This window comes from Nonomuraea lactucae, assembly GCF_003313395.1.
Taxonomy (GTDB): Bacteria; Actinomycetota; Actinomycetes; order Streptosporangiales; family Streptosporangiaceae; genus Nonomuraea; species Nonomuraea lactucae.
Window position 1 is genome coordinate 1 of sequence record NZ_QNFZ01000987.1, and the last position, 11796, is coordinate 11796.

An 11796-nucleotide genomic window follows, 5' to 3' on the forward strand; every position below is an offset into this window, starting at 1 on the left:
CCCATGGCCCGCCCGGGACGCGGCGAGCGGTCGCGGTCGCCGTCACCGCCGCCGCCAGCCTGCCGTCGGATCGCGGGCCGACCCGCCCCCGCAGGCCCGCGAACACCAGCGCGAAGATCCCGCCCACGGCCAGCCCGTAGAGCCCGGTGGCCAGGAACAGGCCGGCCTTCTGCGCGGACCTGCTGACCACCGGCGCCTCCCCGGCGAGCGGCCTCTCCATGGCGATCGCGGTGTCCAGCAGGGGCTCACCCACGACGAAGGCGAAGCTGCCCGCGACCAACCCGGCCAGCAGCCCCAGGAGCAGCCCCCTGGCCACCAGGGCGCCCACCACGAGATCCCCTAGTGGCAGGGCGCGCCGAGCAGGTGACGCCCGTCGTGCAGGAGTTCGTGCAGGTAGGTGCCCGCCTGCGAGACCGCCCCGTTGTCCATCAGCACCAGATAGGCGAGGAGCAGCAGGACCGGTACGGCCGGGAGCCAGGGCCGCAGGCGCGGAAACGGAACGGTGGTCGGGATGGTCATGTGAGCCGCCTAGGTTCGCAGGTCGATCGCCATGGGCTGGTGCGGGAGGCCGGCGTAGAGCTCCACGTCGCCGTCGCGACGCCAGCCCAGGCGCTGGAAGTAGCCGACGTTCCGCAACTGGATGTGGGCGACCATCAGCAGGCCGCCCCGCTCGGTCGCGGTCCTGACCGCGTACCTCACGAGCGGGGTTCCGAGGCCGCGGGCGCGGTGCTCCGGCAGGACGGCCAGGCGGTCGCCCTGCCAGAACTCGCCGTCCTCGTCCAGGGGGTAGAGCCGGACGGCCCCGCCGATCACCCGGTCCGCGGTGGCGACCACGTGGATGGTCAGCGGGTGGTCGTCGCGGGCGTCACGGTCGGTGCCGTGGAAGATGCGCTGCTCGTCGACGAAGACGCGGTGCCGTACCGCGTAATGGGCCGCGAGCTCCCGCGCGGTGGCGGCGGGGTGGCAGTCGGTGCCGAGTGCGCGCAGCATGGCGGGCTCAGGCGGAGGGAGGGCGCGGGCCGATGTGGAGCAGGCGTTCCATCGAGCTCAGCCCCGAGCAGGCCTGGCAGCGGGCGCAGCCCGCCCTGGCGGTGGCGGGCGTCATGCGGCGCCGGGCCATGTAGGCGAGGACCTCGGCGTAGATCGGCCGCGTGTAGGAGCGTGGCGGCGGCTTCCAGCCGGCCATGGGTGTGCCGACGACCGGGCGCAGCGGCACGATGAACGGGTAGACGCCGGCGTCGACGGCCCGTTTGCAGCCGTCGATCGTCACCCGCGGGTCCTCGCCCATGCCGAGGATGACGTAGGTGGAGACCTGTCCTGCGCCGAAGACGGAGACCGCCCGTTCCCACGCCGTGAAGTAGCCCTCGATGCCGGTGCGCGCCTTGGCGGGCGCCACGCGCGCCAGGACGGCGGGGTCGAAGGTCTCGACGTGGATGCCGACCGAGTCGACGCCCATGGCGCCCACCTCGTCGATCACGTCCAGGTCCGCGGGCGGCTCGAACTGCGCTTCGACGGGGAGCCCGCTGGCCTCCTTGACGGCCTGCCCGCAGCGCCCGACATACAGTGCGCCACGGTCGGCGCCGCGCGTGCTGCCGGTCGTGAGGGTGGCGTCCACGGCGCCGTCGAGGTCGCGCGCCGCCACCGCGACCTCGGCGAGCTGTTCGGGGGTCTTGCGTGCGACGGTACGGCCGCCCGACAGCGAGAGGCCGATGCCGCAGAACCTGCACTGGTCGTCGTTGCCCCAGTAGGCGCAGTGCTGCACGACGGTGCTCGCGACGGAGTCCAGGTGCAGGAGGGCGATGTGCCAGTACGGCACGCCGTCGGCGGTGGTCAGGTCGTAGAAGCGCGGGCGGCGCTGGGCGGAGGCGTCCGCGAGCCGTACGCCGTCCCGATAGATGCCGTACCCCTCGTCCTCGGCGCGCAGGACGTAGGGGGAGTGCTCGGCGACTCCCTCGGTGGGAGCCGTGACGGGAAGCCCGTCCACCCAGAGCATTCCGCAGTCGGTGGGACCGGCGCCGCCCGTTCGCCGCTCCATCTCCGCCTCGAGCCGCAGACCTCGGGCCTGGAGGTCGAGGATGAGCTCGCTCACATCGGTAGCCGTCACGACAGGCACCTCCCGTGCCGTACGACCAGACCCCTTCGAGTCTACCAAAATAGGATCGGCGTTAACTTTCCGATGCGAGCGCGCGCCGTGCCTGGTCGATCGCGGCGAGCCAGGCCTCCCGCGAGGTGAACTCCTCCACGCGGACCGCCTCGCCGGTCACCTCGAGCCGGTAGGTGATGACCGGCTCGGCGACCACCGAGCGGACCATGACGCTGCCGCTCGGCAGGTGCACCTCCACCCACCGCGCTGATCCGCCGCGCCAGGCCGCGTCGTCGGGCTCCTCGATGACCGCCCATTCCAGGCCCGCGGCCCGGGCGTGTTCGACCGCCTGCTCCCGTGACGAGGTGAGAAGCTCGCGGAACCGCTGCGACATGGCGGCCTCGATCACGAGCTGGACGTCGAGCCCGTGCAGCGGAACGCCCACCTCGTCGAGCCAGCCGCGCATCTCGCGCTCGGCGGCGGCCAGGTCCGCGTAGTCACCCGCGCCGGCCAGGCGGCGGGCGAGCGCGCCCACGAGCTGCAACGCTCGCTGGTAGCGCTCGGCGTCGACCATCGCGAGCGGGTACAGCCGGTCCTCGGCGGCTCGCAGCCGCCGGGCCAGCTCGGCGTACTCCCGAGGGATCCCACTGCTTGGCAAGGCGTCAGTCGTTCACTATCGTCAGTGTCATAAGTCGGATCCTAGACAGCATTCGGGTGGTTCGCCAGAACGGCGAAGGGTGGGCCCCGTGAACAAGGCCGTACGGGTGCTGCGCGACACCTACCTCGACTCCGTCCTTCAGCTCCTCGGTGCGCGGGCGATGCGCGGCGCCGAGGGTGTGGAATGGGCGACGGCCGTGATGGCGACGGCGGCCAACGTCGACGCCCTGCGGCAGGAGGGTTTCGACCCTCCGGAGGCGTCGCCGGCCGACCTGATCCTCGCGGTCCGGGCGGCCGATCCGGCGGCGGCCTTCGCGGAGGGCGAGCGGGCGATGTTCGGCGCCCGTGAGGGCGGTCAGGCGGAGCGGCTCCCGAGCTCGATCGAGGAGGCGTTGGGACGGCAGCCGGGCAGCGGCGTCGCCGTCATCTCCGTTCCCGGCGACTATGCCGCCCTGGAGGCGCACAAGGCGCTCAGCCACGACCTCGACGTGCTGCTGTTCAGCGACAACGTCTCCCTCGCCGACGAGATCGCGCTCAAGGAGCACGCCGTGCGGCGGGGCCGGCTGCTCATGGGCCCGGGTGCGGGCACCGCGATGCTCGCGGGCGTGGGGCTGGGATTCGCCAACGTGGTGCGTCCCGGCCCCGTGGGGATCGTCGCGGCGTCCGGCACCGGGGCTCAGGAGGTCATGTGCCTTCTCGATCGCCGCGGCGTCGGCGTGTCGCAGGTCGTCGGCGTGGGCGGGCGCGACCTGACCGCCGAGGTCGGCGGGCGCATGGCGCTGCGGGCCGTCCGGACGCTCGACGACGACCCCGCGACGGAACTGATCCTCCTGGTCTCCAAGCCGGCGGACGAGGAGGTGGTGCGGCGCGTGGTGACGGCCGCCCGCGCGACTCCGCTCGTCACGGCACTCGCCGGAGTCGAGGGCGACACGCTCGAAAGCGGCGTGGTCAAGGCGCTCGAACTGCTGGGCAGGCCGGCGCCGCCCTTCGACCGGTGCCACGGCCCGAGCGTGGAAGAGGCCGCCTCCCGCGTCGCGCCGGCGCGCACCACGGTGCGGGGGCTGTTCTCCGGCGGCACGCTCTGCTACGAGGCCATCGTGGTGCTGAGCCGCGCCCTGGGTCCGGTCTGGTCCAACACACCGATCGACCCCCGCCTCCGCCTGCCGGCGCCGCCGCGTTCCCACGTCTGCCTGGATCTGGGCGAGGAGGAGTACACGAGAGGCAGGCCGCATCCGATGATCGACCCGGAGACGCGCGTCGAGCTGCTCCGCGAGACCGGGCCGGACGTCGCCGTGGTGCTGCTCGACGTGGTGCTCGGCCATGGCGCGCATCCCGATCCCGCGGCGATCCTGGCGGCGGAGCTCGCCGGCCTGGACGGCCCGCAGGCGGTCGCGTACGTGCTGGGCACGGAGCTGGATCCACAGGGATACCGGGACCAGGTCCGCAAGCTGGTGGAAGCCGGATGCCTGATCACCGAGACCGCCGCCCGCGCCGCGCTCGCCGCCGCGGCGATCGCCGCCCGGAAGGCCGCCTCATGAGCCGCGTCGCCCTCCTCACGTACTCCACCAAGGCTCGTGGCGGAGTCGTGCACACCCTCGCCCTGGCCGAGGCGCTCGCGGACCTGGGCGTGGACGTCCATGTCTTCGCCCTCGGCGCCGAAGGCTTCTTCCGCCCGCTGAAGGTGCCGTTCACGCTGTTCCCCGTCACGGTCGCGAGCGACTCCCTGGAGGAGAAGGTCTTCGCCTCGGTGGACGCCATGCTCGCCGGGCTGGCGGAGGTCGCCGGTGAGTTCGACGTCCTGCACGCTCAGGACTGCATCTCGGGCCGCGCGGCACCGCAGGTGCACGCACGGGTGGTGCGCACCGTGCATCACGTCGACGACTTCACGACGCCGGCCCTCGTCGACTGCCAGCGCAGGGCGATCGTGGAGGCCGGCCACGTGCTGGTCGTCAGCGAGCACTGGCGCCGCGTGCTGCTCCAGGAGTACGGCGTCGCCGCCCGGGTCGTCCGCAACGGCGTCGATCCGGCCCGCTTCCCGCCGGTCGGCGCCCGGCGGAGAGCCTCGCTGCGCGAGTCCGTGGGCGCCGAGCACCGGTTCCTGCTGCTCGCCGTCGGCGGCATCGAGCCGCGCAAGGGGAGCAAGACGCTGTTCCGCGCCCTGGGCCTGCTGCGGGGTGAGCGGCCGGTGCTGGCGATCCTCGGCGGCCAGTCCTTCCGCGACTACGACAGGTACCGCCGCGAGGCGCTGGCGCTGCTGCCTGGCCTCGGTCTCGACGTGGCGCAGCTGGGCACGGTCTCCGAGGATCTGCTGGCGGCCTGGTACCGCAGTGCCGACGCGCTGGTGTACCCCTCGATCGAGGAGGGCTTCGGCCTGGTCCCGCTGGAGGCGCACGCGTCCGACCTGCCGGTCGTGGCCAGCGATCTGCCCGTGTTCCGGGAGTTCCTCACGCACGGCAAGGACGCTCTGCTGCCCGCCGCGGGCGATCCGGTGGCGCTCGCGGCGGCGCTGGAGCGGATCATGGCCGACGAGGAGCTGCGCGCCACCCTCGTCGCCGGTGGCCGCATGGTCGTGCCGCGGTTCACCTGGGCGGCCTGCGCCGCCCAGCATGCCGAGATCTATCGGTCGATCTCGTGACCGTGCCCGGCGGGCCGGGCGGCGAGCAGCGCCGCCCGCTCGCTGACCTGCCCCTCGACGGCGAGCACCCGTTCGAGCGCCTCGAACCAGCAGACGTAGTACCGGGCGTCCGGCTCGGCCGCGATCCGCGCGATCAGCGCCTGGCGGAAGTCCTCCCAGGCGAAGGCCCCCGCCTCGCCGGCCGCCACGGCCAGGCCGAACGCCCGTCCCTCCCACGGCTCGGCGAACACCAGTTCGCCGTTCGAGCGAGGCGGTGCGGCCGGGGTGCCGACGTCCAGCCGGATCGGGAGCGTCATGTCGTCACCTGGGCGACGCCCACCATCGCGTCCCGCGTGACGAGCGGCACGAGCTGTTCCTCGGAGAGCCCTTCGGTCCCGTCCGGCCTCGTCGGGAGCACGAAGTAGCGCACCTCCGAACTGCTGTCCCACACCCGGATCTCGACGTCGTCCGGCAGCCGCAGGCCCATCTCGGCCAGGACCACGCGCGGCTCGCGGACCATCCTGGACCGGTAGGCGGGATCCTTGTACCAGGAGGGCGGCAGGCCGAGCAGTGGCCAGGGATAGCAGGAGCAGAGCGTGCAGACGACCACGTTGTGGACGTCGGGCGTGTTCTCCAGGACCACGATGTGCTCGCCCTGCGGTCCCTTGTACCCGAGCTCGGCAGCGGCGGCCGTGCCGTCGGCGAGCAGCCGGTCCCGGTAGCCGGGATCCGTCCACGCCCGCGCCACGACGCGGGCGCCGTTCAGCGGCCCGACGTCCGTCTCGTACATCGCGATGTACTTGTCCATGACCGCGGAGTCCACCAGGCCACGCTCGACCAGCAGTTGCTCGAGCGCCTCGACGCGCAGCTCGATCGGCACCCGTTCGTCCGTCATGGCGCCTCCTCCAGGTAGTCCTCGCAAAGGTCGACGTTGAGCGCGAACGGCTCGGCCGCCGGGCCGAACAGCTCGGCGGAGGCGAAGCGCACCGTGTACACCCACTGCGGGTTCTCGCCCTGGAAGTGGGCGTTCGTGTCGGGCAGGACCTGCGCGGGCTGGACGATCACGACGGCGCCCGTGTGCCCCATGACGTACCGTGGCAGCCGCGTGTGCCCCGGCGGATCGAAGGTCCTGGCGCGTACCGCGGAGCCCACGGCGAACCGGGGCTCGGACGACACCTCCCGCAAGGAGCCCGCGGCGGCCGGGGCGTAGTCCGGCCTGTTCGGCTCCGGCGGCGCGGGCTCCTCGGCCGAGGCCCCCGACAGGTTGGCGGCACGCGCCTCCACCGTCCCGGGCGCGATGATCGAGCTGTCGAGCAGCAGGTTCTCCGCGCCGTGCAGCCAGCGGCCGTAGTAGCCGTCGTCCAGGTAGTCCCGCCGGTCGAGGCGGTTCATCGCGTGCCGGAAGGCGTTGAGGTTCGTGCCGGACAGCCGCATCGACAGCAGGGCCAGCGCGAAGGCCCTGGCCTGCCATCGCTCGGCGAAGACCGGCTCATCGGGCCTGGGGACGGGCGCCGGCCCCCAGCCCTCGGTGCCTCCCATGTCGTGTATCCCGGTGGCCTTGTCCATCGTTGCCTCCCCAGCCGTCCCGCCGGGTGAGCGCGCGCCTCACCCGGCGTCGGGCGGGCGTTCAGACCGTCCAGGTGTTCAGCTGGAACGCGCGTTCCCGCCACGCGGTGAGCGCGGAGTCGAGCACGTCCAGCGGGTTGAACGGGGTCACGCCCGGGATCAGGTCGTCCTCGCGGAACCCGTAGAGCGCGCCCATCGCGAACCGGCAGGCGTAGATCTTGGCGCCCTCCTTGAGGAGGGTCTTGATCTGGTTGTTGATCGCGAGGTGCCCGGGGAACGCCTCCTGGCCGACGCCGGGGTAGCCGCGCGTGCCGGACGCGAGCAGCACTCCGGGGCCGTACAGGACGACGTTCACGTCGAAGCCCTTGCGCACGAGGCGAGTCGAGGTGAGCAGGTTGACGAGGGCCACCGAACCCTCGTACGGGACGGTGTGGATGAAGATGTACGCCTTCTCCCCGGGCTCGGCCCGGACGTCGGGGAACACCTTCTCCTCCGGGTTGTACAGGGTCTCGCCTTCGGTTGGCAGTTCGGTGGTGATGGTCTTCGGCATGATGGCCTCCTTGAACTGGACGGACTAGACGGCGGGGCCGGCCGGCGTCGTCGGCCTGGGCCAGTGACGGCGGTGGCTGCCGGGCATCGCGGCCAGCAACCTGCGGCGCACCGGCCACGGTGTGAGCCGGTAGAGCGGCACGAAGATCCTGCGCCAGAAGAACGAGCCGCGGACCGGCGGCGGAGTCCTGCCGTGGGCGCGCGCCACCCGCGCCTGCGCGTCCCGGAGAAGGCACTGCTGGGCGTTCTCGCGCAGCCACCGGCTGATCATCACGTCGCCACCCCGGCTTGCGCGGCCGTCACGATGGGCTCGTTGAGCGCGCCGATCGGCGGCGAGTAGACGTTCTCCATCGACGCCAGGTCGTGCAGGGTGATGCCCTTCCTGACCGCCAGCGCCAGGAAGTCGGCCCTTTCCTTGATCCCTTCGCCGCCGACCATCTGCGCGCCGATCAGTCGCAGCGTCTCCGGCTCGGCGAGGAGCTTGACCGTGACCGGCCTGACCCCGGGGTAGTAGCGCGCCCGGGAGATGCCGGTGGCCTTGCCGGTCACGTGCGGGATGCCCAGCGCGGTGGCCGCCACCTCGCCCAGCGCGGCCCCGCCGATCATCCACTTGCCCGCGACCATCCCCCACGGCACGTAGACCGGCTGGTACGCGCGGTCTCCGCCCGCGGCGTTGGCGCCCGCCACCTTGCCCTGGGCGTAGGCATGGCTGCCGGTGAGCCCCTGCAAAGGCAGCCCGCCCAGGCCGTGCGGGATCTCGCAGACGTCGCCCGCCGCCCAGACGTGCGGGGCCGAGGTGCGCATGTGGCCGTCGACGACCAGCCCGCCCGTGGAGCCGGACCTGAGCCCGGCGGCGACGGCCAGCGCGTTGTTCGCCACCTTGTGCGTCGCCACCACGACCAGCTCGGCGGGCAGCTCGCCGTCACTGGTCGCCACCGCCTTGACGTGCCCCTCACGGTCGCCGACGAAGCCCTGGAGCCTGGTGTCCCAGTGCGTGGTGACGCCCATCTCGGCCCACGATTCCTGGACCGGCGCGACGGTGTCGGGATCGCACAGCTCGCCGAGCGCCCACGGATGCGGATCGACGACGTGGGTGTCGATGCCGCGATGGGCCAGGGCGGTCACCATCTCCAGGCCGAGAGGGGAGGCCTCGACGACCACCGCGTGCCGTACGCTGTCGAGGATCTTGTCCCACTCCATGGCACGGCGGATGTTCTTGACGTAGTAGAGACCGCCGAGCCCCTCGCCGGGCACGCCGGCGGGCTTGTAGTCGAAGCCGGTGGCGATGATCAAGGCGTCGTAGCCGGCCTCGCCCTCACCCTCGACCTGGACGGTCCGCGCCGCCGGGTCGAAGCTCAGCACCCTCGTCTCGTACCTGACGTCGATCCCCGCGTCGGCGTAGGCCTGCTTCTCGGCCAGGAACAGCGCCCTGAAGTCGGGGATCTCCTTGCCGTGGACGTACGGGATGCCGCACGGGCTGTATCCGACGTCCTCGTACTCGGTGTAGACGATCACTTCCGCCGAAGGCGCGGCGGCCTTCGCGGCCCCCGCCGCACCGATGCCCGCGGCCCCGCCGCCGATGATGACAATCCTCCGTGCCATGGACTCAGCTCCCGCCCGTACGGCACAATATCCATACATTATAGAGGACTTCACGTTGACTATCCTGCATGGTGCTTCGTGCTGTCAATGACGAGGGGATTTCATGACCGAGGGTCAGCAGGTCGACGAGATCATCAGCCAGATCGGTCCGAAACTGCGTGCTCTCCGTACGGCGCAGCGCCACTCGCTGCAACAGCTGGCCGCCATCAGCGACGTGTCCGCCGCCGCCATCCACAAGATCGAGCGCAACGGGATGGTCCCGACGATCACCACGTTGCTCAAGCTCGGGACGGCGCTCGGCGTTCCCGTCCGTTACTTCGTCGAAGAGGACGAGCAGCCACCCGAGCCGGTGCACTACACCCCGCGCGATCGGCGCCCGACCGTCTACACGCCGCACGAGGGCCTGGCCCTGGCCGGGCTCACCGGCTCCTACCGGCAGTTCCAGACGGCCGCGGCCATGGCCACGGTCACACCCGGCGCGTCGAGCGGCGCCAAGCTCATGCAGCACCCGGGCGAGGAACTGGTTCACGTCACAGAGGGCACGCTGACCTTCCACGTGGGTGATCAGACCTTCCCGCTGTCCGAGGGCGACTCCCTGCACTTCTCCGGCGAGGTGCCGCACCGCTGGGCCAACGACGGAGACCACCTGGCCAGGGCCATCTGGATCGCGCTGCGCAACGGCTAGCCCGGGGCGTGGCGGATCGTGATCCGCGGCGGCTCGCGCAGCGTCCTGGTGACGTAACAGACCCGCCGCGCGGCCTCGACGAGGCGTTCCGCCTGCTCGTCGGAGAGCGAAGAGAAGATCTCGATCGCGATCTCGCTGTAGCGCGTCCCCTCGTACGTCCCGGTGACGCTCACCCTCACCGCGGCCGGCTCCTCACCGCCCTTCCTCGCGCTGTGCACCAGCGCCAGCGCGAAGCACGACGCGACGGCGGCCAGCAGGTAGTCCGTGGGCTGGGGGGCGGTGTCGGTGCCGCCCACGCTCTCCGGTTCGTCGACCAGGATCCGGAAGCGGCCCGCGGTCACGGCGACCTGGTATCCGCCCTGCCACCGGGCGTCGACCGTACGCGTGCTCATCGGACCTCCACCCGGGCCGTACGCGCGTTCATCGGACCTCCGCCAGAGCCAGCAGCGCCGCCTGGAAGGCCGCCAGAGGTGCCGTCGCCACGCCCGCGCCGATCTGGCCGGATCCGTCGCGGACGTGCAGGACCCCGGTGTTCACGCGCGGCGTGATCCCGGTCTCGACGACCTTGCGCACGTCCACGCCGAGAGGCGTGCCGCGGAAGTCCATCGCGGGCAGCTTGAACCTGGTGCTCTCCGCCACGCAGATCCGGCGCATGTCGCCGGTGACGCGGGCGGCGTCGGCCATCGAGCCGCCGAGGAACGCCGCCACCGCGGGCGATCCCGCCGTCGCCGCGCCGCCGAGCCCGACCAGTTCGAGTACGGCGCTGTCGCCGATGTCGGGAGCGCCGTCCCCCGGCCCGTATCCGGCGTGGAACAGCGCGGCCTCGACCGGCGGGCTGTCCGCGACGAACCACCGCCGGTCCCCGGCCAGCCTGACGCCGTACGTGGTGCCGTTGCGCGCCATGGTCGTGACGATGCTGGAGCCCGGGACGCGCTCGGCCGAAAGCGTGAGCGCCTTCGCGCTCGCCATCGCGAGCGTGAGGAAGAACAGGTGGTTGGCGGACAGGTACGCCGCGAGCGGCACCGCGTCGTCGAGCGCGGCGATCTCGGGCAGCATCGAACGCAGAAGCAGGTTGGTCGACGCCTGCACGCGCATGTGGACGTCGTCGCCCATCTGCACGCCCTGGGCGGCGATCGCGAACGTGTCGATCGGCCCCATCCGCGCCACGATCTCCCTGAGCATCGGACCGGCCACCTCACGGAGGAAGACCAGCCGGTCGACGGCCGCGGCCGACTCCCTGCCCAGCCAGGCCACGTCACCGGATCCCTGGCCCAGCGGCGCGAAGGCGCGCGTCCCGCCCGCGGGATCGTCCGCCACCCAGACGGGCATGCTCGGCCCGAGCGCCGTCGCCAGCGGCACCACGGTGTCGTGCTCGTTGGCCGCGGCCAGGTCGATCTCACCGCCGGACAGCATCCTGTCCGCTCCGGCCACGTCGTCCGCCCAGCCCTCGGCCAGGACCGCCGCCCGCATCGACCGCCGCAACGGATCGCACACCGCGTCCGAGGCGATCGGCGGCCCCGCGTGCAGGATCACGCGATCGCCGATCCCCGGGATCACGTCCCTCGCCGGGCGGACATCAACCACACAGGGAACCTCCCGGTCGAGCCTGCGCGCCACCTCGGCGTTCGCGGTCTCCAGATCGGTGGCATACAGGTCGGTCAGCGCGCGCACCAGCACCGGATCGCCGCGGGCCGGCGGCCTGGCGTCGACGTGGACCACCGCCGCGCCCTGCGCGGCCACCGCGTCGGCGAATGCCCGTAGCCCCAGATTGACAACCTCCAACGTAGCCACCTCCTCACCGTCCCGCTCACCGTCCCGCTCACCGTCCCGCTCATCGACCCGCGAGGCGGGCGGCGCGGGCTCGGATCGCGTCCTCCGCCGCGCGCACCGCCGTACGGCGGCGCGCCGCGTCCTCGCTCAGCTCGGCGGCCTGCTCGCGGACGCTCTCGATCATGGGGATCATGGCTGACGGCGCGGCTCCGCCCAGGCCGGTGCGCGAGCCGACCAGCGCCTCGGGCGTGAGCGCGGCCCGCAGCTCCG

General features: G+C 72.4%; 17 protein-coding genes. 3 read left to right on the forward strand and 14 right to left on the reverse strand.

Annotated elements, in window-relative coordinates; translation table 11 throughout:
- The 5 genes from DQW85_RS35225 to DQW85_RS35245 form a co-directional block, all read right to left on the reverse strand.
- Window positions 1–331: CbtA family protein (locus tag DQW85_RS35225; protein WP_162795634.1), on the reverse strand; the 331-nt coding region annotated here is incomplete at its 3' end.
- 8 nt (window positions 332–339) lie between these two features.
- The gene (locus DQW85_RS35230) at window positions 340–519 is read right to left on the reverse strand and encodes a CbtB domain-containing protein (protein ID WP_113704081.1); all 180 of its coding nucleotides are present in this window, start codon (window positions 517–519) and stop codon (window positions 340–342) included.
- A 9-nt stretch (window positions 520–528) separates the two neighbouring features.
- Window positions 529–990 (reverse strand): MSMEG_0567/Sll0786 family nitrogen starvation N-acetyltransferase, encoded by a 462-nt coding sequence (locus tag DQW85_RS35235; RefSeq protein ID WP_113704082.1) that lies wholly within the window; start codon window positions 988–990, stop codon window positions 529–531.
- Window positions 991–997: 7 nt separating this feature from the next.
- Window positions 998–2104 (reverse strand): MSMEG_0568 family radical SAM protein, encoded by a 1107-nt coding sequence (locus DQW85_RS35240; protein WP_205315643.1) that lies wholly within the window; start codon window positions 2102–2104, stop codon window positions 998–1000.
- Window positions 2105–2165: 61 nt separating this feature from the next.
- A complete protein-coding gene (locus DQW85_RS35245; protein ID WP_113704083.1) occupies window positions 2166–2741 on the reverse strand; it encodes a hypothetical protein in 576 nt (191 codons plus the stop codon).
- Between the two features lie 88 nt (window positions 2742–2829).
- On the opposite strand from DQW85_RS35245, the gene DQW85_RS35250 reads away from it, so the two are divergent.
- Entirely contained in the window at window positions 2830–4278 is a 1449-nt protein-coding gene (locus DQW85_RS35250) for an FdrA family protein (protein WP_240197642.1), read from the forward strand.
- A complete protein-coding gene (locus tag DQW85_RS35255; RefSeq protein WP_162795635.1) occupies window positions 4275–5375 on the forward strand; it encodes an MSMEG_0565 family glycosyltransferase in 1101 nt (366 codons plus the stop codon). Before DQW85_RS35250 ends, DQW85_RS35255 begins: the two co-directional genes overlap by 4 nt.
- Here DQW85_RS35255 and DQW85_RS35260 read toward each other — a convergent pair.
- The 6 genes from DQW85_RS35260 to DQW85_RS35285 form a co-directional block, all read right to left on the reverse strand.
- Entirely contained in the window at window positions 5357–5671 is a 315-nt protein-coding gene (locus tag DQW85_RS35260) for a nitrile hydratase accessory protein (RefSeq protein WP_113704085.1), read from the reverse strand. The genes DQW85_RS35255 and DQW85_RS35260 overlap by 19 nt on opposite strands.
- The gene (nthA, locus tag DQW85_RS35265; protein WP_113704086.1) at window positions 5668–6249 is read right to left on the reverse strand and encodes a nitrile hydratase subunit alpha; all 582 of its coding nucleotides are present in this window, start codon (window positions 6247–6249) and stop codon (window positions 5668–5670) included. The genes DQW85_RS35260 and nthA overlap by 4 nt, the downstream gene beginning before the upstream one ends.
- Complete coding sequence (gene nthB, locus DQW85_RS35270; protein WP_113704087.1) at window positions 6246–6920, reverse strand: nitrile hydratase subunit beta; 675 nt, start codon at window positions 6918–6920, stop codon at window positions 6246–6248. Before nthB ends, nthA begins: the two co-directional genes overlap by 4 nt.
- 61 nt (window positions 6921–6981) lie before the next feature.
- Window positions 6982–7470: an MSMEG_0572/Sll0783 family nitrogen starvation response protein gene (locus DQW85_RS35275; protein ID WP_113704088.1), complete on the reverse strand. Its 489-nt coding sequence runs from the start codon at window positions 7468–7470 to the stop codon at window positions 6982–6984.
- Window positions 7471–7494: 24 nt separating this feature from the next.
- Entirely contained in the window at window positions 7495–7743 is a 249-nt protein-coding gene (locus tag DQW85_RS35280; protein WP_162795636.1) for a hypothetical protein, read from the reverse strand.
- Window positions 7740–9071 carry an FAD-dependent oxidoreductase gene (locus DQW85_RS35285; RefSeq protein WP_113704090.1) on the reverse strand — a complete coding sequence of 444 codons (1332 nt, stop codon included), beginning with the start codon at window positions 9069–9071 and terminating at the stop codon, window positions 7740–7742. The genes DQW85_RS35280 and DQW85_RS35285 overlap by 4 nt, the downstream gene beginning before the upstream one ends.
- 103 nt (window positions 9072–9174) lie before the next feature.
- Between DQW85_RS35285 and DQW85_RS35290 the strand changes: the two genes are divergently transcribed.
- Entirely contained in the window at window positions 9175–9756 is a 582-nt protein-coding gene (locus tag DQW85_RS35290) for a helix-turn-helix domain-containing protein (protein ID WP_113704091.1), read from the forward strand.
- Here DQW85_RS35290 and DQW85_RS35295 read toward each other — a convergent pair.
- The 3 genes from DQW85_RS35295 to DQW85_RS35305 form a co-directional block, all read right to left on the reverse strand.
- The gene (locus DQW85_RS35295) at window positions 9753–10148 is read right to left on the reverse strand and encodes an OsmC family protein (RefSeq protein ID WP_113704092.1); all 396 of its coding nucleotides are present in this window, start codon (window positions 10146–10148) and stop codon (window positions 9753–9755) included. The two genes, DQW85_RS35290 and DQW85_RS35295, sit on opposite strands and share 4 nt — an antisense overlap.
- Window positions 10149–10176: 28 nt before the next feature.
- Entirely contained in the window at window positions 10177–11538 is a 1362-nt protein-coding gene (locus DQW85_RS35300) for a YlbE family protein (protein ID WP_205315644.1), read from the reverse strand.
- 49 nt (window positions 11539–11587) lie between these two features.
- Window positions 11588–11796 (reverse strand): hypothetical protein (locus DQW85_RS35305; RefSeq protein ID WP_205315645.1); only part of this gene is annotated, 209 nt, incomplete at its 5' end.